At 72.0% G+C, this 23,858-nt stretch carries 20 protein-coding genes; 7 read left to right on the forward strand and 13 right to left on the reverse strand.

Translation table 11 applies throughout. The annotated features are described in order from the left end of the window. Positions 1-121 precede the first annotated feature (121 nt). Positions 122-1,072 carry a LysR family transcriptional regulator gene (locus Bra3105_RS16550; RefSeq protein ID WP_228357775.1) on the reverse strand — a complete coding sequence of 317 codons (951 nt, stop codon included), beginning with the start codon at positions 1,070-1,072 and terminating at the stop codon, positions 122-124. Between the two features lie 176 nt (positions 1,073-1,248). Here Bra3105_RS16550 and Bra3105_RS16555 point away from each other — a divergent pair, with 176 nt between their 5' ends. Further along, positions 1,249-2,949 (forward strand): L-aspartate oxidase, encoded by a 1,701-nt coding sequence (locus Bra3105_RS16555; protein ID WP_228357777.1) that lies wholly within the window; start codon positions 1,249-1,251, stop codon positions 2,947-2,949. Between the two features lie 48 nt (positions 2,950-2,997). Here the strand turns inward: Bra3105_RS16555 and Bra3105_RS16560 are convergent, their stop codons facing one another. After that, a complete protein-coding gene (locus Bra3105_RS16560; RefSeq protein WP_228357780.1) occupies positions 2,998-4,575 on the reverse strand; it encodes an AMP-binding protein in 1,578 nt (525 codons plus the stop codon). 93 nt (positions 4,576-4,668) lie between these two features. Next, complete coding sequence (gene xylB / locus Bra3105_RS16565; protein ID WP_228357781.1) at positions 4,669-6,078, reverse strand: xylulokinase; 1,410 nt, start codon at positions 6,076-6,078, stop codon at positions 4,669-4,671. Positions 6,079-6,338: 260 nt separating this feature from the next. On the opposite strand from xylB, the gene htpX reads away from it, so the two are divergent. Next, positions 6,339-7,190: a zinc metalloprotease HtpX gene (gene htpX / locus Bra3105_RS16570; protein WP_228359682.1), complete on the forward strand. Its 852-nt coding sequence runs from the start codon at positions 6,339-6,341 to the stop codon at positions 7,188-7,190. A 32-nt stretch (positions 7,191-7,222) separates the two neighbouring features. Here htpX and Bra3105_RS16575 read toward each other — a convergent pair whose 3' ends face one another. Next, positions 7,223-8,020 carry a VOC family protein gene (locus Bra3105_RS16575; protein WP_228357782.1) on the reverse strand — a complete coding sequence of 266 codons (798 nt, stop codon included), beginning with the start codon at positions 8,018-8,020 and terminating at the stop codon, positions 7,223-7,225. Between the two features lie 145 nt (positions 8,021-8,165). Here Bra3105_RS16575 and Bra3105_RS16580 point away from each other — a divergent pair, with 145 nt between their 5' ends. Beyond that, entirely contained in the window at positions 8,166-8,849 is a 684-nt protein-coding gene (locus Bra3105_RS16580) for a tetratricopeptide repeat protein (RefSeq protein WP_228357783.1), read from the forward strand. A 12-nt stretch (positions 8,850-8,861) separates the two neighbouring features. Here Bra3105_RS16580 and Bra3105_RS16585 read toward each other — a convergent pair whose 3' ends face one another. From Bra3105_RS16585 to Bra3105_RS18595, 6 genes are all read right to left on the reverse strand, one after another. Then, on the reverse strand, positions 8,862-9,680 hold the full coding sequence (locus tag Bra3105_RS16585) for a helix-turn-helix transcriptional regulator (RefSeq protein ID WP_228357785.1): 819 nt from the start codon (positions 9,678-9,680) through the stop codon (positions 8,862-8,864). Between the two features lie 72 nt (positions 9,681-9,752). Continuing rightward, the gene (locus Bra3105_RS16590; protein WP_228357789.1) at positions 9,753-10,601 is read right to left on the reverse strand and encodes a sugar phosphate isomerase/epimerase family protein; all 849 of its coding nucleotides are present in this window, start codon (positions 10,599-10,601) and stop codon (positions 9,753-9,755) included. Positions 10,602-10,708: 107 nt separating this feature from the next. Beyond that, on the reverse strand, positions 10,709-11,881 hold the full coding sequence (locus Bra3105_RS16595) for a Gfo/Idh/MocA family protein (RefSeq protein ID WP_228357790.1): 1,173 nt from the start codon (positions 11,879-11,881) through the stop codon (positions 10,709-10,711). A 142-nt stretch (positions 11,882-12,023) separates the two neighbouring features. Next, on the reverse strand, positions 12,024-13,463 hold the full coding sequence (locus Bra3105_RS16600; RefSeq protein ID WP_228357793.1) for an MFS transporter: 1,440 nt from the start codon (positions 13,461-13,463) through the stop codon (positions 12,024-12,026). Positions 13,464-13,766: 303 nt separating this feature from the next. Continuing rightward, positions 13,767-14,612, reverse strand: a complete 846-nt coding sequence (locus Bra3105_RS16605) for a SurA N-terminal domain-containing protein (protein ID WP_228357794.1) — start codon at positions 14,610-14,612, stop codon at positions 13,767-13,769. A 290-nt stretch (positions 14,613-14,902) separates the two neighbouring features. Then, the gene (locus Bra3105_RS18595; protein WP_323188831.1) at positions 14,903-15,901 is read right to left on the reverse strand and encodes a transglycosylase family protein; all 999 of its coding nucleotides are present in this window, start codon (positions 15,899-15,901) and stop codon (positions 14,903-14,905) included. A gap of 553 nt (positions 15,902-16,454) precedes the next feature. Here Bra3105_RS18595 and Bra3105_RS16615 point away from each other — a divergent pair. From Bra3105_RS16615 to Bra3105_RS16630, 4 genes are all read left to right on the forward strand, one after another. After that, on the forward strand, positions 16,455-17,498 hold the full coding sequence (locus tag Bra3105_RS16615; protein ID WP_228357795.1) for a tripartite tricarboxylate transporter substrate binding protein: 1,044 nt from the start codon (positions 16,455-16,457) through the stop codon (positions 17,496-17,498). Then, positions 17,495-18,181, forward strand: a complete 687-nt coding sequence (locus Bra3105_RS16620) for a tripartite tricarboxylate transporter TctB family protein (RefSeq protein ID WP_228357796.1) — start codon at positions 17,495-17,497, stop codon at positions 18,179-18,181. Before Bra3105_RS16615 ends, Bra3105_RS16620 begins: the two co-directional genes overlap by 4 nt. A gap of 1 nt (position 18,182) precedes the next feature. Continuing rightward, the gene (locus Bra3105_RS16625; protein ID WP_200501766.1) at positions 18,183-19,721 is read left to right on the forward strand and encodes a tripartite tricarboxylate transporter permease; all 1,539 of its coding nucleotides are present in this window, start codon (positions 18,183-18,185) and stop codon (positions 19,719-19,721) included. Positions 19,722-19,828: 107 nt separating this feature from the next. Then, positions 19,829-20,779 (forward strand): helix-turn-helix transcriptional regulator, encoded by a 951-nt coding sequence (locus Bra3105_RS16630; RefSeq protein WP_200501765.1) that lies wholly within the window; start codon positions 19,829-19,831, stop codon positions 20,777-20,779. A 260-nt stretch (positions 20,780-21,039) separates the two neighbouring features. On the opposite strand, the gene Bra3105_RS16635 is transcribed toward Bra3105_RS16630, so the two are convergent. The 3 genes from Bra3105_RS16635 to Bra3105_RS16645 form a co-directional block, all read right to left on the reverse strand. After that, positions 21,040-21,720, reverse strand: coding sequence for an N-acetylmannosamine-6-phosphate 2-epimerase (locus tag Bra3105_RS16635; RefSeq protein ID WP_228357797.1), 681 nt, complete (start codon positions 21,718-21,720; stop codon positions 21,040-21,042). A gap of 98 nt (positions 21,721-21,818) precedes the next feature. Then, complete coding sequence (locus tag Bra3105_RS16640) at positions 21,819-22,901, reverse strand: ROK family protein (protein ID WP_228357799.1); 1,083 nt, start codon at positions 22,899-22,901, stop codon at positions 21,819-21,821. Beyond that, the gene (locus Bra3105_RS16645; protein WP_228357800.1) at positions 22,888-23,847 is read right to left on the reverse strand and encodes a dihydrodipicolinate synthase family protein; all 960 of its coding nucleotides are present in this window, start codon (positions 23,845-23,847) and stop codon (positions 22,888-22,890) included. Before Bra3105_RS16645 ends, Bra3105_RS16640 begins: the two co-directional genes overlap by 14 nt. Positions 23,848-23,858: the final 11 nt, after the last annotated feature.

Here is a 23,858-nt window from a genome sequence, read left to right on the forward strand (position 1 = left end):
CGGGTTCTCGCGCCGCGAGAAGCGGGCGCGAGGCGGTGGGAGAGGCAGGGAGAGAGGCGGGCGAGAAGCAGGCGAGACGCCGTCTCCGACCGGCCGACGGGTCGACGGGCCGAGGGGAGTGTCAGGGCAGCAGCGGCACGACCCCGGGCCCCGCCATCGCGGGAACGCTCGCGAGCACCATCTCGTGCATCGCCGCGGCCGCCGCGCTCGCCTGCGCGTCACGACGCAGCGCGAGGTTGACCGTCCGCTCGAGTGCCGGGCGGACCAGCCGGGCCGAGCGCAGGCCCGCGCGCCCGCGCACCACCATCGCGGGCACGACGGCGACACCGATCCCGCGCTCGACGAAGCGCAGCACGGCGTCCATCTCCGCGCCCTCGACGGCGATCCGCGGGGTCAGGCCGTGGGCGGCGAAGGCCGCGTCGGTCGAGGCCCGCAGCTCGTAGGAGCGGTTGAAGGCGACCTGAGGGAGCGCGGCGAGCTCGGCGAGGGTGACCTCGTCCGGCAGCGTCGTCCCGTCGTGCGGGCGCTGTGCGCTCGCGACCACCACGAGCTCCTCGCGCAGCAGCGGGACCAGCCGCGCCTCGTCGGCCACGAGCCGGGCTCCGTCGGCCCCCGGGCGGTCCTCGCGGGTCACGGTGAGGGCGAGGTCGAGGTCGCCCGCCTCGAGGGCCTCGGCGAGGGTGTGCGCGCCGGCCTCGAGCACGTGCAGCTCGATCTCGGGATGGCGCGCGTGGAAGGCGGCGAGCACGTCCGCCACGAGCGAGACGCACAGCGTGGGCGGGGCGCCGATCCGCACGAGCCCGCGGCGCAGGCCGGCGAGCTCGTCGAGGGTCCGACGGGCGGAGCGCTCGTCGGCCAGGATCCGGCGGGCGATCGGCAGCAGCGCCTCGCCCGCCGCCGTGAGCGCGGCCCCGCCGCGGCCGCGGTCGAAGAGCGCCGCCCCGAGCTCCGCCTCGAGACCCGCGATCTTCCGGGAGAACGAGGGCTGGGTGAGGAAGAGCTCCTCGGCAGCGCGCGTGAAGGTGCCCTGCCGCGCGGCGGCATCGAAGGCCTGCAGGTGATCGATCCTCATGGTGCCCACGGTATATGCGACTCACGTATCGAAGACAGGCCAGAGTTGCATTAGCGCTATGGAATCTGCGTCCGTAGCGTCGGCCGCATGAGCGATGACGCGACCACCCCGAAGACCAGGCGCAGAGCGCGAACCCCACGGCACCTCCCACCCGACTGCTCTCGACCTCGGTCCTCGTGATCGGCACCGGCGGCGCCGGACTGCGCGCCTCCATCGAGCTCGCCGAGCGCGGGGTCGAGGTCCTCGCCGTCGGCAAGCGGCGCACCCACGACGCGCACACGACGCTCGCCGCCGGCGGCATCAACGCGGCACTGGGCACCATGGACCCCGAGGACTCCTGGCGCCAGCACGCCGCCGACACCCTGCGCGAGTCCTACTTCCTCGCCGACCCCGAGATCGTCGAGACCGTCACCCGCAGCGCCGCCCGCGGCATCGAGGACCTCGAGCGCTGGGGCATGCCCTTCGCCCGCGAGGCCGACGGCCGGCTCTCCCAGCGCTTCTTCGGCGCCCACACCTATCGCCGCACCTGCTACGCCGGCGACTACACGGGCCTCGAGATCCAGCGCACCCTCATGCGCCGCGCACGCGAGCTCGACGTGCCGATCATCGACACCGTCTACATCACCCGCCTGCTGGTCGCGGACGGCGCCGTGTTCGGCGCCTACGGCTTCGACATCGTCACCGGCCAGGAGGTGCAGATCGACGCCGACGCCGTGATCCTCGCGGCCGGCGGCCACACCCGCATCTGGCGGTACACCTCCTCGCGCCGCGACGAGAACACGGGCGACTCCTTCCGCCTCGCCGCGCTCGCCGGCGCCCGCATCCGCGACGCCGAGCTGGTCCAGTTCCATCCCTCCGGGCTGCTGTCCCCCGAGGACGCCGCGGGCACCCTCGTCTCCGAGGCGGCGCGCGGCGAGGGCGGTGTGCTGCGCAACGTGCGCGGCGAGCGCTTCATGGAGCGCTACGACCCGGCGCGGAAGGAGCTCTCCACCCGCGACCGGGTCGCGCTCGCGAACTTCACCGAGATCGCCGAGGGCCGGGGCACGGAGAACGGCGGCGTGCTCCTGGACGTCTCGCACCTGCCGCGCGAGCAGATCCTCGAGCGGCTCCCGCGCGTCTACCGGACCCTCATCGACCTGCAGATGCTCGACATCACCACCACACCCATCGAGGTCGCGCCCACCGCCCACTACTCGATGGGTGGGGTCTGGGTGCGCCCCGAGGACCACGGCACCGGGGTCGACGGGCTGTACGCGATCGGGGAGGCCTCCTCGGGGCTGCACGGCGCGAACCGCCTGGGCGGGAACTCGCTCATCGAGCTGCTCGTCTACGGGAGGATCACCGGTGCCGAGGCCGCCCGGTACGCCCGGGCGCGCACGCGCATCGAGCGCGATCCGCGGGCCGTCGAGATCGCCCACGAGGAGATCCGCGCCTTCCTCACCGGAGACGGCATCGAGGTCCCGCGGCGCCTGCAGCGCGAGGTGCGCGACGTGATGAGCGCCCACGCGGGCGTGGTGCGCACCGAGGACGGGCTGCGCGAGGGCCTCGAGCGGATCCAGGAGCTCGAGACGCGGGCCCTCGGGGTCACCGCCCACCCCGACATCGCCGGCTTCGACGACCTCGCCCACGCCTTCGACCTGCTCGGCTCCCTGCTCGCCGCCCGCGCGACGCTCGAGTCCGCGATCGAGAGGCGCGAGACCCGCGGCTGCCACAACCGTGCGGACTTCCCGGAGCAGGATCCGCAGTTGCGCGGGAACATGGTGTGGAGCCCCGACAGCGGGGTGGTGTTCGAGCCGCTGCCCGAGGTGTCCGAGGATCTGCGCGATCTGGTCGAGGCTCCGGCCGACGACTCCTCGGAGGGCAGGCTCGTCGAGTGAGGTCGGGCTGCGGTGTGGTCCCGTGGACCCTCGGGCCCGCACCGCTGCTCAGGCGCCCCGCAGGTTCCGGCGCAGGATCTTGCCGCTCGAGGACTTCGGGATCGCATCGATCATCACGACCTGCCGGACCTTCTTGTAGGGCGCGACGCGGCCCGCGACGAAGTCCATGACGTCCTGCTCCGTGAGCTCGGCGCCCTCCTGGAGGACGACGAAGGCCTTGGGGATCTCCTCGCCGGCCTCGTCCCGGCCGCCGACGACGGCGGCGTCGGCGATCTGCGGGTGGGCGAGCAGGGTCGGCTCGAGCTCGGCCGGCGCGACCTGGTAGCCCTTGTACTTGATGAGCTCCTTGAGGCGGTCGATGAGGGAGACGACGCCCTCCGCGCTCACGGTCGCGATGTCGCCGGTGTGCAGCCAGCCGTCCTCGTCGATCGTCAGCGACGTTGCCTGCTCGTTGTTGAGGTAGCCGACCATGACGTTGGGCCCCTTGCAGCACAGCTCCCCGGGCTCGCTCACGCCCGTGGCGGGCACCGGGATCTCCTCGCGCGTGGCCGGGTCCTGCAGCACGCACTCCATGTTCGGGACGGTGATCCCGACGCTGCTGAGCGGCAGGTCGTCCCGCCCGGCGGGGATCAGCTGCGAGACGGGGCTCATCTCGGTCATCCCGTAGCCCTGGCGCACCGAGCAGCCCAGGCGGCGGGCGACGGCGCCGCCGACCTCCCCGTCCAGCGGCGCGGCGCCGGAGAACACCGTGGTGACGGCCGAGAGGTCGAACTCGTCGACGAGCGGATGCTTGGCCAGGGCCACCGCGATCGGCGGGGCGATGAACACGAACGTGCAGCGCTGGTCCTGCACGATCCGCAGGAACTCCGGCAGGTCGAACCGCGGCATCGTCACCAGGGTCGCGCGCTGCAGAAGGGCGAGGTCCAGGAGCACCGTCATCCCGTAGATGTGGAAGAAGGGCAGCACGGCCAGGACGCGGTCCTCGGGCCCGACCCCCACGAGGTCGGCCGACTGCGCGACGTTGGCGACGAGGTTGCGGTGGGTGAGCATCACGCCCTTGGGACGTCCCGTCGTGCCCGAGGAATAGGGGAGCACCGCGAGATGCGTCGACGGGTCCACGGACACCTCGGGGGCGGGGGCGCCCGAGGCGAGAAGGTCGGCGAGAGCCTCATGGCCCTCGGCGCCGTCGAGCACGATCACCCGCTCGGAGGCGATGCCCGCCGCGGCGGCGCCCTCCGTCGCGGCGGACAGCAGCGGGGAGACGGTCAGCAGCGTCCTCGCCCCCGAGTCCTCGAGCTGGGCGGCGACCTCATGGCCCGTGGCCAGGGCGTTCACCGTGGTCGCCGTGGCGCCGGCGCGCAGGATCCCGTGGAAGACGGCGACGAAGGCGGGGGAGTTCGGCGAGTGCAGGGCCACCACGTCCCCGACGCCGACGCCGCGCGCCGCGAGCGCGCCGGCGATCGCATCGACCTGGTCCCGCAGGGCGGCGTAGGTGGTCTCGGCCCCCGAGGCGCCGTCGACGACGGCGACCTTCTCGAGGTCCTCCGGGGAGAGGGAGGTGAACAGCAGGTCGTACAGCGTCAGATCGGGGATCTCGACGTCGGGGCGGGGGCTGCGGAACGGCATGGTGTCTCCTTCGACGACTCATCGCACGGACGGTGCGAGGAGTCTATGGGCGCACCTCCGCGCCCGGTGGGAGATCCCGGGGACGAGCCGCCGTCACGACCACTCGGAGGTGCGCCCCTTGAGATCCCGGTAGGCGTCCATGACCTGGGGCGTGGGCTCCGCCGTGAGAGTGCGGCCGCCGGCGATCTCCCAGGCCGGCGGCTCCTCGTCGCCCGTGAGCGCCCATGCCGCCTGCCGGGCCGCGCCCAGCGCCACGTACTCGCCCTCCGGGGCGATCGTCACCTCGCGGCCGAAGACCGCCGGCGCGAGGCGGCGCACCGCCTCGTTCTGCGCGGCGCCGCCGATCAGCACGATCCTGCGGGCCCGGCCGCCCGGCAGCGAATCGCCCAGGAGGTCCTCGAGCGCCGAGATCCCGTCGGCCAGGGAGCACAGCAGTCCCTCGACCGCGGCGCGGGCGATGTCCGCGCGCGTGGTCGCGGTCGACATGCCCTGGAGGGTGGCGCGGGCCGTCGGGCGGTTGGGCGTGCGCTCGCCGTCGAAGTACGGCAGCAGGGTGACGCCGCCCGCTCCGGGCTCCGAGGCCAGCGCCAGATCCGCGAGCCCCGCGAAGTCGACCTGCAGCAGCTCGCGGGCGAAGTCGAGGATGCGGGCCGCATTGATCGTCGTGGCCATCGGCAGGAAGCGGCCCGTGGCATCGGCGAAGCCCGTGACGGTGCCCGAGGCGTCCGCGGGTCGAGCGTCGCTCACCATCGCGCACACCCCGGAGGTGCCGATCGAGACCGAGACGTCGCCGGGGCCGAGCGAGAGCCCGAGGGCCGCGGCCATGTTGTCGCCGGTGCCCGCGGCGATCGCCGCGCCGGAGGCGGTGCGGGCCATGACCTGCTGGGGCGCGGCCGGCAGCTCGGGGAGCGCGAGGTCGCGCCCGCCGGTCGCCAGGCGCAGGAGCTCATGGTCCCAGCCCTCCTCGCGGGTCGAGTAGTAGCCGGTCCCGGAGGCGTCCCCGCGGTCGGTGAAGAAGGCGTCGCCTCCCGCGGAGAGACGGCGGGAGACGAAGTCGTGAGGCAGGAGCACGCGCTCGGCCCGGTCCAGGGACGCAGGCTCGTTCTCGGCGATCCAGCGCAGCTTGGTCGCGGTGAGGGAGGCGACGGGCAGGGACCCGATGCGGTCGACGGTCGCGGCGGCGCTCCCGATGTCCTCGATCAGGGCGGCGGCCTGCGGGGCGGAGCGGGTGTCGTTCCACAGCAGCGCCGGGCGCACCACCTCGCCGGCCTCGTCGAGGAGCACCATGCCGTGCTGCTGGCCGCCCACGGAGACGGCGTCGGCCCGTTCGAGGAGGCCCTTGCAGGCCGTCCCGAGGGCGTCGATCCACGCGCGAGGATCGACCTCGGTGCCGCCGGGATGGGGCGCGCGCTGCTCGGCGAGGACCTCGCCGTTCTCCGCGTCGACGAGGACGGCCTTGGTCGCCTGGGTCGAGGAATCGATGCCGAGCACGGCGGTGGGCATGGGGCCTCCAGGAGCACTGGTCGGGGAGCGGCATGGGGTCGAGCCACAGCTTACGGGGCGTGATGTCGCCCGCATCACGGCGCGGACGGGGAACGCAGGGCCAGTGTGGAGCGTTGCTCCAGCAGACCCCCGCCGTGCCTCCGGGGGACGCACATAGTGTGGCGGGACCGGACAGCACCTCAGCACCGCACCTGAGCACAGCGCCTCAGCCCAGCACACCTCTCGAGGCCGACGAAGGAGAAGCCGTGGGACGCAGCGTCATGAACATCGTGAAGACAGCACTGCTGTTCGGCGTACTCTGGGGCGTCCTGCTCGCCGTCGGCTACATGCTCGGCGGGAACTTCATCTGGATCTTCGCGCTGATCGGTCTGGTCGGCACGTTCATCAGCTTCTGGAACTCCGACACCATCGCGATCCGCTCGATGCGCGCCCGCGAGGTCTCGCCGCAGGAGGCGCCCGGGCTGCACCGCATCGTGCAGGACCTCGCGGACCAGGCCGGGCAGCCCATGCCGCGCCTGTACATCTCGCCCACGCAGCAGCCCAACGCCTTCGCGACCGGGCGCAGCCCGAAGCGCGCGGCCGTGTGCTGCACCGAGGGCATCCTGCAGCTGCTCGACGAGCGCGAGCTGCGCGGCGTGCTCGGCCACGAGCTCATGCACGTGTACAACCGCGACATCCTCACCAGCTCCGTCGCCGCGGGCGTCGCGGGTGTGATCACCTCGCTCGCGCAGATGGCGCTGTGGTTCGGCGGCGGGCGCGACCGCCAGGGCGGCGGCGGGATCATCGGCGCCCTGCTCGCGATGATCCTCGCGCCTCTCGCCGCGACCCTCATCCAGCTCGCGATCTCCCGCACGCGCGAGTACTCGGCGGACCACGACGGCGCCGAGCTCACCGGCGATCCGCTCGCCCTCGCCTCCGCGCTGCAGAAGATCTCCGGCGGCGTCGCCGCGCACCCGCTCCCACAGGAGCAGGAGCTGCAGGACGCTGCGCACATGATGATCGCGAATCCCTTCCGCGGCGGAGGCATGGGCCAGCTGTTCTCGACCCACCCGCCCACGGAGCAGCGCATCGCCCGCCTCCAGCGCCTCGCCCAGGAGATGGGCCGGGCCTGACGTGGAGTGCGGGCGTGCGGCACGCCCCGCCCTCACCCCTCGGGGACGGCCTCGCTCATCGCGCTGATCTGGAAGGTCGCGCCGTCCGGGTCGGCCACGGTCGCGATGCGGCCGAAGGGGGAGTCGACGGGGCCGTCGAGCAGGCTCCCGCCGAGCTCCTGCACCCGGGCGACCGCGGCGTCGGCCGCTTCGACGCCGAGGTAGATCCGCCAGCCGGTCGCCTCCTTCGGCATCACGCCCGTGGCGTCGCAGATGCCCCACCCGTTCTTCCCCTCCGGGCCGTTGGTGACGTACCGGAAGGCATCGTCGTCCATCGACTCGCTCATCGGGACGAGGTCCGCGTCGACCACGCTGCGGTAGAACGCGCAGGCGCCGTCGAAGTCGTGCGTCATCAGCTCGAACCAGACGGGCGAGCCCGGCGAGCCGGTGAAGTCGAAGCCCTCGAGCGTGCCCGCCTGCCAGAGGCCGACGCCCGCCTGCGTCGAGTCGAGGACCACGGCCATGCTGCCCTGGTCGCCCACGGGGTGGGGGCCGGAGACGATGATCCCGCCGTTCTCGGTGACGCGGCGGGCGCGGGCGTCGATGTCGTCGACGAGGAGGTACACGCTCCATGCCGCGGGCAGCGGGTCGCCCGCCGGGCAGGTCATGCCCGTGACGTCCATGAGCCCGCCGACGAGAGCGCCGTCGTTGCGGATCAGGTGGTAGTGGTTGAAGTCCTCGCCCATGTCCTCGAACTCCCAGCCGAACAGGCCGGAGTAGAACGCGATGGCGGCCGGGACGTCGTGGACGCTGACGTCGAGCCAGGTGGTGCTTCCGATGCTGCGTGTCATGGTCTGCTCCTTCGTCCGAGTGGCAGGGGACGGGGCCGTTCCCTGCGCGAGCGCCCTGCCAGGGCGATCGGTGCGCTCACCACGCTAGATGCCCGCGCGCGGCGCGGTATGTCCGTTCCTGCGCGGTGCCGGTATCGTCCTGGCCATGGCCGACTGGTTCCGCAGCACCACATGGACGCCCGAGGATGCCGAGCATTTCGAGCTGCGACTGGGCAGGGCCAGGCCCCACAACCGCGCCCAGTACCTGCGGATCCAAGGGGTGCATCTCGAGCGGGAGGGCCTGCGGACGCCCGCTCGCGAGCTCTGGCGGCGGGCCCTCGCGCAGGGTGAGCCGGGCTCGCAGCGATCGACGGCGATGGAGCACCTCGCAGGCTCCCTGCACGAGGACGATCCCGAGGAGGCCGAGCGCCTGCTGCGCGCGCTCCTCGAGGAGAATCCGCCTCTGCAGGGCACCCGCCAGCTCGCGCACGTGGAGCTCGCGGACCTGCTCGCCCAGCGCGGCACGCGCGCGGCGCTGCGTGAGGCGCGCTCCCTTCTGCGCGCCTCCGAGAGCATGGGGTCCAGCGTGCCGATCCAGGACTTCCGACGCGAGCTCGTGCGCGCCCGGGTCCATCACGCCGGGGGTCAGCGGCGCCGCGCCGCGCAGGCGGCTCGCAGCGCGCTCGCGGCCGCCGGGCGGGAGACTCCTGCGGCGTCCGCGCCGGGCCTGGCGGTCCAGGACCTCGCTCCGGAGCTCGAGGCGTGGCTGCGGTCGGTCGCGGAGACCGGCCGCTCTGCCGGGCCTGCGGCCGACGAGCGAGCGCGCGGTGTCCGGTGGCGCCGGGGCTGACCGACCCCGCGCTCATGCGCGGCGGAGCGAGGGCAGCGCCGAGAGCAGAGGCACGGGGCTCGACCCGTCCTGCGGGCCGAACCGCAGCGTGACGGCGCCCGCCGCCAGGAGCGGCGCGGGGTGCACGGCGACGACGGGGGCCGCGGGCACCAGCTGCTCCTCGACGCTCGCGTGCGCCGGCACCGCGAAGCCGAGCAGGAACGGTGCGCCCGCGCAGAGGGGCAGGCGCGCATCGAGTCGTCCGCGCAGCAGCATCCCGGCGCGCGGGAGCCCGATCGGCGCGGGATGCGGATACCAGCCCACCCACACCGAGGGATCCCCGCGCGGGCTGAAGCCCACCGGCAGGTCGAGCCCGACCTCGATCGCGCCCGCGCCGCCGCCCGTGATCGCGAAGGGACGCACGGGGCGGCCGGCGACCTGGTCCGCGAGGCGCCGCAGCGATGCCGGCGGCAGGCCGACGCCCGCCCGGAAGCGCCGGGAGAAGCTCGAGAGGGAGTCGAAGCCGACCTCCGTGGCGACGTCGACCACGGGGAGCGTCTCATCGGCCAGGAGCATGCGCTTGGCGGCGTCGATCCGCAGCGCGGTGAGGTAGCGGCCGGGGGAGACGCGGTAGCGCGTCGTGAACAGCCGGGAGAAGTGGAAGGGGCTGTAGCCGGCCTGCTCGGCGAGGTCCTCGACGCCGAGCTCCGCCGAGCGGCCGCGCGCCAGGTCGAGCACGGAGGCCCAGCGGGCCGCCGTGCGCGCATCGTCGGCCGGAGCCGAAGCCGGAGTCTGGGCAGAGGCCGCCGGAGCCGGGGCGGAGCCGGCACTCGGGGGCGTGATCGCGGTCACGCCGGAGAGTATACGAAGGGGCCCCGACATCGACCCGTGGGTCAATACCGGGGCCCCGAGGGGAGCGCCGCGTCAGTAGCCGATCGAGCGCAGGTACTCGCGGGAGTCGCGGATCGCGTCGATCGGGTCGCGGCCGTAGGTGTCGTCCTGCTCGATGAGGAAGTACTCGGCACCGGCCTTCTCGGCGGCGGGCAGCAGATCGGGCCAGTTCATGTTGCCCTGGCCCACCTCCGCGAACTGGGCGAGGTTCAGGAAGTGCTCCTGGAACTCCTTCATCGAGATCTTGTCCGTGGAGAACTGCTCGTACAGCTCCTTGCTCAGCGGCGCGATGCGGAAGTCCTTGACGTGGATCAGCTTGCAGGCGCCGGCGTAGGCCTCGAGCATGTCCAGCGGGGCCATGCCGCCGCGCTGGACCCAGTGCAGATCCACCTCGAACAGCAGGGACGGCGCGACCCGGCGCACGATGTCGAAGATGCGCTCGCCGTCGAACTGGATGAGGTCCACGTGGTGGTTGTGGTAGCACAGCGTGACGCCCTGCTCCGCGAGGCGGGCCGCGTAGGGCTCGACCTCGGCCGCCCACGCCTCGCAGGCCTCCTTCGAGACCATCGCGGAGAACGGCATCATGCCGATGCGCATGAAGCGCGAGCCCGTGCGCCTGCACGCCTCCACGGCGCGGTCGAACTCGGTCTCCAGGGCGAAGCCGTTGCCGCCGGGGGCGATCGAGGCGCTCATGGCGGCGGTCTCGACGCCGAAGTCCTCCTTGCCGCGCACGAGGTCGTCGATGAGCTGGTCGGTCATCTCGACCTGGGACACCTCGACGGCGTCGATGTCGAGGTCGCGCACGCTGCGCAGCACCTCGTACATCCCCTTCTCGTTGATCTGGTCCTTGAGCATCATCAGCTGCAGTCCGAGGACGGGCATGGTGGTCTTCTCCTTCGAAATCCGGTGGTGGTGGGCGCGGGACGCCGGAGGCGCCGCGGGGGAGGGACCCGGACACCGCGACCAGCGCGGGCGCCCGGGTCCAGGGCTCAGGAGCGCGTGGGGAACTGGCCCTCGGCCTCGATGCGCTTGTTGAGCTCGGTGAGGTACTCGTCGGCCGGGTACTCCACGAGGTCGATCTCGCGGCCGGTCCAGGCCGAGAGCTGCATGCCGGAGGCGAGGCGGACGCCGTTGATGCCCTCGGCCCCGTCGGCGATCAGCGGGGTGCCGTCGTTGATGTGGGCCGCGAAGTTGGTCAGGACGCTGATGTGCTGCTGGCCCCAGGCCGACTCGTACTCCTTGACCTCGGTCTCGTAGAGGTCGGCGGTGTCGATCTTGCCCATGAACAGCTTGCCCACGTCCTCGGCGGACATGCCGTCGGACAGCGAGCGCTCGTCCTGCTTCAGGCGGGTGATCGTCACCTTCTTGGAGGCGTCCACGACGATCTTCCCCTTGTCGAACAGCATCTCGAGGCGGTCGGTGCCGATGATGTCGTTCGTCGAGGTGATGAAGCTGCCGGTGGCCCCGTCGCCGAAGTCGACGACGGCGTTCACCTCGTCCTCGGTGGCGATGTCGCGCTGGAAGCCGAAGGCGAGCTTCGCGAACACCTTCTGCGGGACGCCGCACAGCCACTGCCAGAGGTCCAGCTGGTGGGGGGCCTGGTTCACGAGGACGCCGCCGCCCTCGCCGCCCCAGGTGGCGCGCCATGCGGACTGGTCGTAGTAGGCCTGGGGGCGCCACCAGGTGGTGATGATCCACGAGGTGTGGCGCAGCCGCCCGAGCTCCCCGGAGCCGATGAGGGCCTTGAGGTCGGTGTACACGGGGTTGGTGCGCTGGTTGAACATGATCGCGAAGGTGGTCTCGGGGTGCGCGGCCGCGAAGGCGTTCATCTCCTCGACCTGCTTCGTGTACACGCCGGCCGGCTTCTCCGTGAGCGTGTGGATGCCCTTGCCGATCGCGGTGATCGTCATCTCGGGGTGCAGGTAGTGGGGGACCGTGGTGACCACCGCGTCGACATCGCCCGAGTCGAGCATCGCGACGTAGTCGTCGTAGAACGGCACTCCCGCGTGCTTCTGCGCGGCGAGGTCCTTCTTGGCCGGGTCCGTGTCGGCGATCGCGCCGAGGGTCATGCCCTCGATCTTCCCGTCGGCCAGGAGCCCGGCGTACATGCCGCCCTGGGCCCCGAGTCCGATGATGCCGAGCCGTACGTTCTTTTCCGACATGGTGTCTCCTGTCTGCGGTGGGTGACTGTCTGCGGTGGGTGACGGGTGGCCCGCGATGCGGGCCGGATGGGGCGGGCCGGCTCCTCGAGCTCCCCGCGTCGATGGAGTCGGCGGCCCCCGCGAGGAGCCGCCGACGGTCGGATCAGGCCTGCGTCCCCTCGGCCTCGTGCTTGGCCTCCAGGGCGGCGACGTTCTCGTGCACGCGCTTCTTCGACAGCGGGTACCAGAAGGCGAAGACGAGGGCGGTGGCCGCGAAGAGCAGGCCCGGCAGGAGGGTGGTCAGGCTGTAGACGCCGCCCAGCACGCCCTCGGTCTGCTGGACGCCTCCCTCCTTGTAGCCGATCCAGGCCAGCGCCCAGCCGGCGAGTCCTCCGGCGAAGGCCTGGCCGAGCTTACGGGCCCACGAGTAGATCGAGTACACGGTCGCGTCGTTCCGCTCGCCGGTGCGGATCTCCTGGAAGTCGATCACGTCGGTGATGAACGCCCAGATCAGCAGGTTGATGCAGCCGATGCCGAGCATCATCAGCATGTAGCCGATCATGAAGACGATCGGGCTGTCGGTGCGGATCACGCACAGGATCAGAGCGGCGACGAAGGCGAGTCCCATGCCGAAGATGCCGAACTCCTTCTTGCCGAACCGCTTGCCCAGCGCGGTCGCGAAGGGGACGAGCAGCAGGGTCGGGATCAGGCCCACGAGGTTCACGAGCGAGAGCAGCGAGCCGTGGTTGTAGACGTCGTTGTAGACGTACGGCAGCAGCGCCATCAGGGACATCTGGCCGATGAGCATCAGCAGCGCGCCCACGACGATGCCGGTCAGCGCGCGGTTCGTGAGGAGCGTGCCCATCACGGCCCCGAAGCCCATGCGCTCGGCCTTGGGCTTGGGCGGGGTCTCGATGCGCTCCTCGACGTTGACGTAGCAGAGCACGTAGCAGACGACCGCGAGGATCGCGCAGGCCAGCGCAGCGAGCATCATGCGGGTGCCGGAGAGCTCGGAGCGGCCGTCGATCTGCACGTAGACGACCAGGGGGAGCACCACGGGGACCGCGAGATTCGCGAGGGTGCCGCCGAGCGAGCGGAACACGGACAGCGACGAGCGCTCTCCCACCTTGTTCGAGATGACCGAGGCCATCGAGCCGTAGGGGATGTTGATCAGCGTGTAGAAGACCGAGCCCCACAGCATGTAGGTGACGATCATCCAGGCGAGGCGCGCCCCGTAGGTGCCGTCCTGCACGAACGGGCTGAACATCAGCACGGCCATCACAGCGACGGGGATCATGATCCGCAGGGGCCAGGGCTTGAAGCGGCCCGACCGGCCGGGCTTCAGCACGTCGATCAGGCGTCCCGCGCCCACGTCGGTGAAGGCGTCGACGATGCGGGCCGCGAACAGCAGGGTGCCCACGTGGGCCGGGTTGATGCCCATGACGTTCGTGTAGAAGATCAGGAAGAACGAGGACTGCAGCAGGAACGTGAAGTCGTTCCCGAAGTCGCCGAACATGTACCCGAACTTGTCGCGCCATCCGAAGGGGCGAACCCGGTGGGGTGTCGGGGCCGCCGTGGTCCTGGGGGCCTGAATCGTGCTCATGCACATCTCCGTGTCTCGTCCTTGAGAGGCAGAAGTGGGGAGGGAGCACGCGGGGGCTCGATTCTCACTGCTTCGCCGTGGTGTCCGGCGGGGACCAGGGTCCGCTGCGCCGGTACTCCGATTCTGGACGGCGCCGCGCGCATGGCAACGTTGTTGCCGCGCTTTGCTCCGGCACTCGGGATGCGCCGCACCCGGGCGACGCGGCACCCGGGCGACGCGACATCCTCGAGACGCACGGCGCCGGCGGAGGATGCCCTGGAGCATCCGCCGCCGGCGCGGTGGAGAGGTGTCGGGGACTCGACCTCAGAGGTTGATGGTCACGTCCGCGTCCTTGCGCAGGTCCTGGGCGATCTTCGTGGCCGCTTCGCCCTCCTGCTGGGTCTTCGCCTGCTGGGCGAGCTGGTCCTTGACGTCCTTGTAGGCGGGCACCTGCGTGGAGCCCCCGCTGTCGCTCGCGCCGGAGGAGCCGCCGGACTGGCTCTGGGCCTGGCCGGCCTGCTCGTATTGCTTCTTCAGCTGCGCGTACTGCTGCTTGAGCTCCTTCTCGCTGGGATCGGAGATCTTCGCCTTCTTGTCGATGTACGCGGTCAGCTCGAACTGGGAGGCGGCGTCCTGGCGGACCTGCTTCTCGCTCGAGCCCTGCTGCTCGAGAGCCTTGACGACCTCGTCGCCGGACTTCATGCCGTTCTGCTGGGCGATGGTGTCCAGGGTCTTGTCGATGTCGTCGTCCCCGGCCTTGATGCCGGCCTTGTCGGCGGCCTGGGTGAGCAGCTGGTTGTCCACCAGCTGGTCCGCGACCTGCTTCTTGAGCGAGTCCTCGTCGGGCGCCTGCCCGCCGGACTGCTGCGACATGGTGGCCTGCTGGTACTGGGACTCGTAGGCCTGGCTGAACTCGTCCTTGCTGATCTTCGTGCCGCTGACCTCGGCGACGGGATCGGGAACGCCGGAGAGGTCGGGCTTGCCCTGCTCTCCCTGCTGGGACTGCAGACCCTGCTGGCCTCCGTCGCTCGCGGACTGCTGGGAGCCCTGCTGCTGACCGGAGCCGGACTGGTCGGCCCCCTGCCCGCCGCCGCATGCGGCGAGGGCGAGGACGGCGGTGAGGGAGACGGCGCCGAGGGCGCGTCGGGCGGTGGTCCTGATGGTGGTCATGGATCCTCCTGGGGTGGACGGCCCGGGCGACGGTACAGGTCGAACCCTGGGGCCGTGTTCGTGGAGTGTTCAGTGCCCGCCCAGCCCCGGATGGGAGGGGCCGACGGCGGGTCGACGCCGAGCGGGAGTCGGGCTGGCATCGGGAGCGCGGGGCGCCCTTGCTGCGGGGCGCCCGGACTGCGGGGCGCCGGGACTGCGGGGAACGCAGAAGACCGCGGCGGCGAGGCACGAGTGCTTCGCCGCCGCGGTCTTCGGATCCGCGGAGTGCGGGAGGGACTCCCGAGTCCGGATCAGTACAGGTTCAGGAACGCCTGCAGGGTCTTGACGCTGCCCGAGTCCAGCTGGTCGCCGCCGTTCTGGCTGGCGCCGACGTGGTGCTCGATGCCCTTGACGGTCGCCGAGCCGAGCTCGCCGTCCTGGGTGTTGCCGGTCCAGGCCTGGACGGCCTTGACGGTCTGCGCGTCCATCTTGCCGGTCTGGTCGATGTTCAGCCAGTCCTGCAGAGCCGAGACGGTCTTCGGGCCCATCTTGCCGTCGACGTCCAGGGTGCCCGCCACGGAGATGCCGGGGGCCGAGGAGTTCGAGGGGGACTGCGAGGTGCTCTTCTTCGCGGTCTCCTTGGTGAAGCCGTTCTCGGTGCAGTTGTTCGCGATGCCGTCGCCGTCGCAGCTCCAGTCGCCCTGCTTCTCGCTGGACTTCTTGGTGCCGGAGGTGGACTGCGAGGTGCTCTGCTTCTTCTCGGTCTTCTTGGTGAAGCCGTTCTCGGTGCAGTTGTTGGCGATGCCGTCGCCGTCGCAGCTCCAGTCGCCCTGGGGCTTGCTGGACTGCTTCGAGCTGGTGCTCTTGGAGGAGTTCGAGGACGAGGAGTTCGAGGAGGAGCTCTTCTGGCTCGAGCTCGAGGAGCCGCCGCTGGGGATGGAGGCGTTGGAATCGCCCGAGCCGGAGAGGCCCTTGCCGCAGACGGGCCATGCGCCCTTGCCCTGGCCGGCGAGCACGCGCTCGGCGACGGCCTTCTGCTGCGCCTTGGAGGCGTTCTGCGGGCTGCCGGTGCCGCCGTACGCCTTCCAGGTGGAGTCGGTGAACTGCAGTCCGCCCTTGAAGCCGTTGCCGGTGTTGGTGGACCAGTTGCCGCCGGACTCGCACTGAGCGACGGTGTCCCACTGATCGGCGTGGGCGTCGGTGCTGGTGGTCGCCATCATGCCGGTGGCGACGAGGGCGCCGCCGGCGATCGCGATGGCGCCGCGGCGGAGGTATGCGTTGAGCGTCGAGGTGCTCTCATGGGTCGACATGGGAGATGGCTCCTTCGAGAGTCGTCGATAAGGGGGAAGTCCTGGAGCAGCTGCCGTACCGCCGGGGGTGCAAGCGAACCGGGGTGCATCTGCGTCGGCCACCGTACGGGCGGGGCGGGGGCGCGCCTCAAGGCTGGTGAAGAAGAGTTGGCAGAGCTTTGACCTTGAATGCTCGGTGGCTCACACGACACGCCGTTACCTGCGCGTGACCTGAATGTTGGGGGAACGAAGTCTGGTCGTCGCGCCAAGGATCCGGGGGCCAGCACGTGACGTGGCGCGCTCCCCGTGGTGTCGACGCAGGTCATGCCCGTAAAGAATCGCCGCTTCAGGTAAAAGTGCATGGTGCGACCGTGTGGGGGCCATGGTGCGGCCGCGCGCGAGTCCGGGCGAGCTCCCGCCACGCGGGCAGGACGCGCGGAGCACGGCCGTGCCGCGCTAGGGTGTCGGCTCCTCCCTCTCCGGCGCGGACCCTGTGCGGTCCGGACCGGGCCCGCTCGGCATCGCCGCCGCGCACCTCCTCACGGTGGCGCGATGCCCCCGTCCCAGGAGTCCCATGCCCCCCGAAGAACCACCGAACGACCAGCCGCCGGCATCGCCACCGGCACCGGATCCGGCCCCGCCGCGCCGGACGGCCCTGAAGGCGCTGGGCGGCATCGTCGCCGCGGGCGCCATCGGCACCGCCACCTACGGGTCGATCGCCTCCGCCTCCGGCGGCGAGGACCTGCGCGCCTCCCTCACGATCATCGCCCCCGCCGCCGCCGGCGGCGGATGGGACACTGCGGCGCGCTCGATGCAGCAGGCGCAGCGCGCCGGCGGCATCGTGAACAACACGCAGGTCGTGAACATCCCCGGCGCGGGCGGCACCATCGCACTGTCCAGCCTCGCCAGCCAGCGCGGTCACGCCGAGACCCTCATGATCGGCGGCACCGGCCTGCTCGCGGCGACCATCCAGTACGGGTCCTCGACCACCCTCGAGGACGTCACGAACCTCGGCGTCGTCGTCGAGGAGAACGACGTGATCGTGGTGCCCGGCGAATCCGAGTTCGAGAGCCTCGACGACCTCGTCGAGGCATGGACGAACGACGTGGGCGGCATCCCGTGGACGGGCGGCGGCTCCTTCGACCAGCTCGTGGTCACCCAGCTCGCCGTGGCCGCCGGCGTCACGGGCTCCGACGTCAACTACATCTCCTCCGACGGCGGGGGAGAGGCCACCCAGGCCCTGCTGAACGGCACCGCGAAGGCCGCCTCGAGCGGCTACCCCGACTCCGTGGACATGATCGAGTCCGGGAGGCTGAAGGCCCTCGCCGTCGTCGCCGAGAAGCCGATCGACGGCATCGACCTGCCCACCACCGTGGACCTCGGTTACGACGTCACTCTCACCAACTGGCGCTCCATGCACGCCCCGGCGGGGATCAGCGAGGACGAGATCTCCCAGCTGCTGGCGATCATCGAGGAGACGATCGCGACGCCGGACTGGAAGGAATCGGTCCGCCACTACCACTGGGCGGAGAACATCGTGGACCGCGACGAGGTCCAGCACTACCTGGACGAGCAGGCCAAGCTGATCCGCTCGCTGTACGAGGAGCTCGGCGTATGACCACCGCACCGCAGACCCCTGACACCCCGTCGGCCGACGGGCCGGCCCTCGACGCGGCCGACGGCACTGCCCTCGACGCGAACGGCGGCACGACACTCGTTCCGGCCGACGGCACGACGCCCGGCACCGACCTCGACCCCGACGCCTCGTCGGCCGAGCCGGAGACCGGTCTCCTCGCCGAGCTGTCCGTCCCCATAGTCATGGCCGCCTTCGCGATCTACCTGTTCGTGGGCCTCGTGACCATGAAGCTGCCCGAGGGGACCTCGTTCCCCGGTCCGCGATTCGTCCCCGAGATCCTCGCCGCGGGCATCGCGGTGCTCGTGGTCGTGCAGGTCATCAGCGTTGTGCGCCGTCACAGCCCGCTCGCGCCCGACCGCACCCGCCCCGCCGGGCGCGACGAGACCGAGGGCATCGCGGGTACCGTCACGCGTCGCCTCGGCATCGCGTGGGGCCCCTTCGCCTGGGCGGTGGGCGGCTTCGCCGTGTTCGCGGTGACCCTGCCCTACCTCGGCTGGATCCTCGGCGGCGGACTGCTGTTCTGGTGCGTCTCGCGGTCCTTCGGGTCCCGCCGCCCGCTCATGGACGTGGTGGTCGCGCTCGCGGTCTCCTCCGTCGCCTACATCTGCTTCGACATGGCGCTCGGGCTCGCGCTGCCCTCGGGCCTGCTGGGAGGGGGATTCTGAGATGGATTCGATCAGCATGCTGCTGGGAGGGCTCGGCGACGCCCTCAGCGTCACGAACCTGCTGTGGGTGCTCATCGGGTGCCTGCTGGGCACCGCGGTGGGCGTCATGCCCGGACTGGGGTCCTCGATGGCGGTCGCGCTGCTGCTGCCCGTCACCTTCGCCCTGGATCCGACGGCGGCGTTCATCATGTTCTCCGGCATCTACTTCGGCGGTCTCTTCGGGGACTCGACGATGGCGATCCTCATGAACACCCCGGGCCAGGCCTCCGCGATCGCCTCGACCTTCGAGGGCCACGCGATGGCCCGCGCGGGACGCGCGCCGCAGGCCCTCGCGACCGCCGCGATCGGCGCCTTCGTGGGCGGCATGGCGGCATCGGTGCTCGTGGTGTTCTTCGCGCCGTGGCTCGCGGCCTTCTCCACGAGCTTCGGTCCCGCGGAGTTCTTCGCGCTCGCCGTGTTCGCCTTCTTCGCGACCAGCTCGGTGCTCGCCGACTCCGCGATCAAGGGCCTGCTGGCCCTGCTGCTGGGCATCGGCATCTCGGTGATCGGCATCGACGGCGTCAGCGGCGCCCCGCGCTTCACCGCGGGCTCGCCGCTGCTGTTCGACGGGATCTCGCTGGTCACCGTCACGGTGGGGATGCTCGCGCTCGCCGAGGTCATCTACGTGGCCTGCCGCGAGCGCTTCGACCCCACGCGCGCACCGATGAAGGCCTCCGGCCGTCCGTGGCTGAACCGCGCAGAGCTCAAGGAGGCGGCCCCCGCCTGGGCGCGCGGCACCATCATCGGTCTGCCCTTCGGCGTGGTCCCCGCCGGCGGGTCCGAGCTGCCCACCTTCCTCGCCTTCGGCCTCGAGCGCCGCCTGGACGCGCGGCGCAGGAACCCGCGCTTCGGCAAGGGCGCGATCCGGGGCCTGGCCGCACCGGAGGCCGCGGGCAACGCGACCACCGGCATGGCGATGGGCGCTCTGCTGGCCCTCGGTCTGCCGGTTTCCGCGACCGCCGCGATGATGCTCGCCGCCTTCCGCCAGTACGGGCTGCAGCCCGGTCCGCTGCTGTTCGACCGCTCCGCGGATCTGGTCTGGACGCTGCTGGCGAGCTTCTTCCTCGCGATGATCGTGCTGCTGGTGATCAACATGCCCTTCGCCCAGCTCTGGGCGAAGCTGCTGCTGATCCCCAAGCCGTACCTGTACGCGGGGATCGCGATGTTCTGCGGGCTGGGCATCTACGCGACCAGTCCGTCGGTCGCCGATCTGCTGATCCTGCTGGTGATCGGGCTCATCGGCTTCCTGATGCGGCTGGCCGACTACCCCCTGGCCCCGCTGATCATCGGCATGGTGCTCGGACCGCTCGCGGAGACCAATCTGCGCGATGCGCTCATGAGCTCGGACGGAAACGCCCTCGCGCTCCTGGACGGGCCCATCGTCTGGCTCATCTATGCGCTGCTGCTGGGGGCGATCGTGCTGACGGTCGTCTCCGCGGTGCGGCGCAGCGCGGCGGCCAGGCGGGCCGCGCGGGACGCGCCGACGGACGTCATCGTCTGAGCGGTGGACGGCCGCGACCCTCCGCCGAGGGGCGCGGACGGAGCGCGAGGACGTGAGGGGCACTGGCAGGGTCTGGCACCCTGCCGGTGCCCCCGTAGTCTTCGAGCATGGATCCGATCACCGAGCTGCGGGAGTTCCTCGCCTCGCGCCGTGCCCGCGTGCGCCCCGAGGATGCGGGCCTGCCCGCCTTCGGCAGCCACCGCCGGGTCGAGGGGCTGCGCCGCGAGGAGGTCGCCCTGCTCGCGGGGATCAGCGTCGAGTACTACACCCGCATGGAGCGCGGGCGCGTCGGGTCCGTCTCCGAGGAGGTCCTGCGCGGCATCGCCCGCGCCCTGCTGCTCGACGACATCGAGTCCGAGCACCTGGGGCGGCTGGTGCGGGCCGCGGGTGCGCGCCGCGGGCCCGCGGCCCGCTCTCCGAGACCGGTCGGCGCTGCTCCCTCGCGGGTCTCGGACACCGTCCACCGGATGCTCGACATGCTTCCTGCGCCCGCCTTCGTGCGCAACGGCCGCTTCGACGTGCTCGCCGCGAACGCGATGGGCAGGGCGCTGTACAGCCCTGTGATCGAGTCAATGAGCGAGCCGAACACGGCGCGCTTCGCCTTCCTGGTGCCCTCCGCCCAGCAGTTCTTCGTCGACTTCCCCGGCGCGCAGCGCGACGTGGTCGCCTTCCTGCACGCGGAGGCCGGTCGCGACCCCTTCAGCAAGGACCTCCAGGACCTCGTCGGCGAGCTCTCCACGCGCTCCGACCGCTTCCGCGAGCTGTGGGCCGAGCAGGACGTGAAGCTCCACCGCGCCGGCACCAAGCATCTCCGCCACCCGCTCGTGGGGGAGATGGTGCTGGACTACGAGGCCTTCGAGATCTCCGCCAGCCCGGGCCTGCGGCTGAACGTGTACACGGCCGCACCCGGCTCGAGCGCGGCCGACGCGCTCGCGGTGCTCGGCAGCTGGGCGGCGAGCACTGCGGACGGGGCCGACGGGGCCGACGGACGGGATGCGGCCTCGGACGAGGATCCGAGCGCGGGCGCCTCGCCCCGGAGCCTCCGCCGCGAGTCCTGACGGACGGGTCCTGACGGCCAGGACCCGACCGACGGTGGGTCGCGACCTCAGACCGGCTCGGTGAAGGCGACGGGCGTGCCCGTCGCCCGCGCATGCGCGATCTCCCGGCGCGTGGACTCGCCGAGGTACCCGTCGGGGTTCACCACGAGGACACGATCGGCGAGGTCGATCTTGCCCAGGTGCAGACGATCTCGGGACGATCTGACGGAGCCATGGCGTCCGCGAGCCCGTCCCGGACCATATGCCCCCGCCGGTCCATCTCAGGACTCGACCGCGTCGCGGAACCAGGTGGTGAGGGTCGTGGGGTGAGTGATCGCGGTGCCGACGACCACGGCGAACGCCCCGGCATCCGCGCAGGCCGCGGCCTGCGCGGGCGTGTGCACACGGCCCTCGGCCACGAGCACGGAGGTCGCGGGCAGCGCTCTTGCGAGCTCGCCCAGGAGCTCGAGGTCGGGGCCCTCGGTGCGGGGACGCGCATCGGTGTAGCCGGCCAGCGTGGTGCCGATGACGTCGGCTCCCGCCTCTGCCGCCGCGAGTGCCGACTCCACGCTGTCGCAGTCGGCCATGATCGGACCGGAGAAGCGCTCGCGGACGGCGGCGACGGTCTCGGCGAAGGAGCGGCCGTCGGGCCGGGGGCGCGTGGTTCCATCGAGGGCCAGGACGTCCGCGCCGGCATCGAGGACGGCGAGGCAGTGATCGAGGGTGGGCGTGATGAAGACGCCCTCCGTGCCGTCCTTCCAGATCCCGATCACGGGGACGTCCACGGCCTCCTTCACCTGCCGGATGTCCTCGAGACCCTGGGCGCGCACCGCGGCCGCGCCGCCGCGCTCGACGGAGGCCGCGATCTGCGCCATGGTGCCGGGGTCGCGCATCGGCTCTCCGGGATAGGCCTGGCAGGACACGATGAGACGGCCCTCGAGGGCGGAGACCAGGGGATGCATGGCGGGATCCTTCCGGGAGCGGGAGCGGGGACTGAGGCTGCGCGTCGGGGACTGGAGGACAGGCGGACCAGACGGGCGCCGGGGCGCAGGATGCCGGGTCAGGAGATCGCCCAGGCCGCCGCCCCCAGCAGTGCCGCGCGCGAACCGGCCCGCGCGCGGACCACGGGGGTGGCCGCGACGACGTCCATCGCCTCGCGCGCGACGCCCTGCCTGAGGGCATCGTCCCAGACCTTGCTCGCGCCGACCACGCCGCCCGCGAGGGCCACGGTCTCGGCGTCCAGCACGTTCAGGAGCGAGCCGATGACGCGGCCCGTGGCCAGACCGGCCAGGCGATAGGCCTCGCGGGCCGGGCCGTCTGCGGCGCGCGCGGCGGCGGCCAGGGCGGGGCCGTCGGCGCACTGCGCCGCGTCGGCGCCGAGGCGTCGGGCGAGGTCGAGGATCCCGGGCCCGGAGGCGAGTCCCTCGAGATGCCCGACGCGACCGCACGTGCATGGGACGGACGCGGCCTCGGGGACGGTCACGTGGCCCACGTGGCCCGCGGCGCCGCGCACGCCCACGACCGGCCTGCCGTCGACCACCTGGGCGCCGCCGATGCCCGTGCCCACGGCCACGAGCAGCAGGGAGGACGCGTCCCGTCCGGTGCCGAACAGGGCCTCGCCGAGTCCGTGCGCGTGGACGTCGTTGAGCGCTCGCGCGGGGAGCGCGAAGCGTTCCGTGAAGGCGGCGGCCACGCGCGTGCCCGGCCACCCCGGCAGCGAGGAGGTCGCGTGCGTGATCTCCCCGCGCGCGACGTCGACGACGCCGGCGGTCGAGATGCCGACGGCGGAAAGCCGGTCATCCGCTACTCCGGCCCTGCTCGCAACACCGGTCCTGCTCGCACCGCCGGCCCTGCTCCCACTGCCGCTCGGGTCGCCTGTCACGTGCGATGCGGCATCGAGGGCCGCCTCGAGCACGGCCCGGGCCCCTTCGCGCGCGGGGGTCGGGACGGTCGCCTCCTCGAGCACCTCGGCGCGGGAGCGGTCCGGGGCGATCCTCACCCGTGCGGCCGTGATCTTGGTGCCGCCGATGTCGAGCGCGAGCACCGTGAGCGCAGCGCCGCCGGCCGCGGCGGCGTCCGAGCCATGGTCCGTCGCCGTGGGCTCCGTGGGCTCCGTGCGCTCCGCGTGCTCAGCGGACGGCATCCAGCAGCCCCGCCTGGTCGAGGATGGCGCGGATGCGGTCGACCGCCTCACCCTCGATGGAGGTCATGGGCAGCGACATCGCGTTGGTCGAGATGACGCCCAGCTCGCGCAGCGCGGTCTTGAAGGCACCCACGCCGGCGGCGGGGCCTACCTTGTCGGTGGGCTGGAAGACGATCTCGAACAGCGCCGCGAGGCGATCCTGCTCGGCGCGCACGGTGTCCCAGTCGCCCGCGCGGGCCGCGCGGTCCATGCGCACGTATCCGGCGGGATCGACGTTGCCGAGCCCCGGCACCGAGCCGTCGGCCCCCGAGAGGTAGGCGCCGTCGACGACGACCTCGTGGCCGGTCAGCAGCGTCAGCGGGGACCCTGCCGCGCGGTTCATTTCGGCGAGGCGGCGGAAGGCCACGTCGTCGCCGCTGGAGTCCTTGACCCCGGCGATCGCGCCGTCGGCCGCGAGCTCCATGAGCTGGGCGGGGGCGAGCTTGACGTGCACGCAGACGGGGATGTCGTAGGCCCACACGGGCACGGAGGAGGCCGCGCCGATCGCCCGGAAGTGGGCGCCGATCTCGTCGGGACCGGTGATCGCGTAGAACGGCGCGGTCGCGACGACACCGGCGACGCCGTGCTTCTCGGCGGCCCGCACGTGGGAGATCACCCGGTGGGCCTGCATGTCGATGACGCCCGCGAGCACCGGCACCTGACCGGCGACCTCGCCCACGACGGCGTCGAGCACGCGGTCGCGCATGGCGTCGTCGTGGTAGGCGACCTCGCCGCTCGAGCCGAGCGCGAAGATGCCGTCGACCCCGGCCTCGAGGAGTCGGCCGACGAGGCGGCTCAGGCTCGCCCGGTCGAGGTCGCCCTCGGCGGTCAGCGGGGTCAGCAGCGGCGGGACGACGCCCCGCAGCGCGGTCGATCCGTCGGTGGTCTCGGGTGCGGTGGTGGTCATGGTGTCTCCTC

Origin of the sequence: Brachybacterium halotolerans subsp. kimchii, from assembly GCF_020792675.1 — a bacterium.
In the GTDB taxonomy this organism is placed as follows: domain Bacteria; phylum Actinomycetota; class Actinomycetes; order Actinomycetales; family Dermabacteraceae; genus Brachybacterium; species Brachybacterium halotolerans.

Excerpts from the sequence above, each read along its gene's own strand:
- Bra3105_RS16635 (WP_228357797.1), bottom strand. The coding sequence starts at position 21,720 with ATGCATCCCCTGGTCTCCGCCCTCGAGGGCCGTCTCATCGTGTCCTGC.
- Bra3105_RS16620 (WP_228357796.1), top strand. The coding sequence starts at position 17,495 with ATGACCACCGCACCGCAGACCCCTGACACCCCGTCGGCCGACGGGCCG.
- Bra3105_RS16615 (WP_228357795.1), top strand. The coding sequence starts at position 16,455 with ATGCCCCCCGAAGAACCACCGAACGACCAGCCGCCGGCATCGCCACCG.
- Bra3105_RS16590 (WP_228357789.1), bottom strand. The coding sequence starts at position 10,601 with ATGCCCGTCCTCGGACTGCAGCTGATGATGCTCAAGGACCAGATCAAC.
- Bra3105_RS16580 (WP_228357783.1), top strand. The coding sequence starts at position 8,166 with ATGGCCGACTGGTTCCGCAGCACCACATGGACGCCCGAGGATGCCGAG.
- Bra3105_RS16595 (WP_228357790.1), bottom strand. The coding sequence starts at position 11,881 with ATGTCGGAAAAGAACGTACGGCTCGGCATCATCGGACTCGGGGCCCAG.
- Bra3105_RS16575 (WP_228357782.1), bottom strand. The coding sequence starts at position 8,020 with ATGACACGCAGCATCGGAAGCACCACCTGGCTCGACGTCAGCGTCCAC.
- htpX (WP_228359682.1), top strand. The coding sequence starts at position 6,339 with ATGAACATCGTGAAGACAGCACTGCTGTTCGGCGTACTCTGGGGCGTC.
- Bra3105_RS16645 (WP_228357800.1), bottom strand. The coding sequence starts at position 23,847 with ATGACCACCACCGCACCCGAGACCACCGACGGATCGACCGCGCTGCGG.
- Bra3105_RS16550 (WP_228357775.1), bottom strand. The coding sequence starts at position 1,072 with ATGAGGATCGATCACCTGCAGGCCTTCGATGCCGCCGCGCGGCAGGGC.
- Bra3105_RS16600 (WP_228357793.1), bottom strand. The coding sequence starts at position 13,463 with ATGAGCACGATTCAGGCCCCCAGGACCACGGCGGCCCCGACACCCCAC.
- Bra3105_RS16640 (WP_228357799.1), bottom strand. The coding sequence starts at position 22,901 with ATGCCGTCCGCTGAGCACGCGGAGCGCACGGAGCCCACGGAGCCCACG.
- Bra3105_RS16560 (WP_228357780.1), bottom strand. The coding sequence starts at position 4,575 with ATGCCGTTCCGCAGCCCCCGCCCCGACGTCGAGATCCCCGATCTGACG.
- Bra3105_RS16625 (WP_200501766.1), top strand. The coding sequence starts at position 18,183 with ATGGATTCGATCAGCATGCTGCTGGGAGGGCTCGGCGACGCCCTCAGC.
- Bra3105_RS16630 (WP_200501765.1), top strand. The coding sequence starts at position 19,829 with ATGGATCCGATCACCGAGCTGCGGGAGTTCCTCGCCTCGCGCCGTGCC.
- xylB (WP_228357781.1), bottom strand. The coding sequence starts at position 6,078 with ATGCCCACCGCCGTGCTCGGCATCGATTCCTCGACCCAGGCGACCAAG.
- Bra3105_RS18595 (WP_323188831.1), bottom strand. The coding sequence starts at position 15,901 with ATGTCGACCCATGAGAGCACCTCGACGCTCAACGCATACCTCCGCCGC.
- Bra3105_RS16605 (WP_228357794.1), bottom strand. The coding sequence starts at position 14,612 with ATGACCACCATCAGGACCACCGCCCGACGCGCCCTCGGCGCCGTCTCC.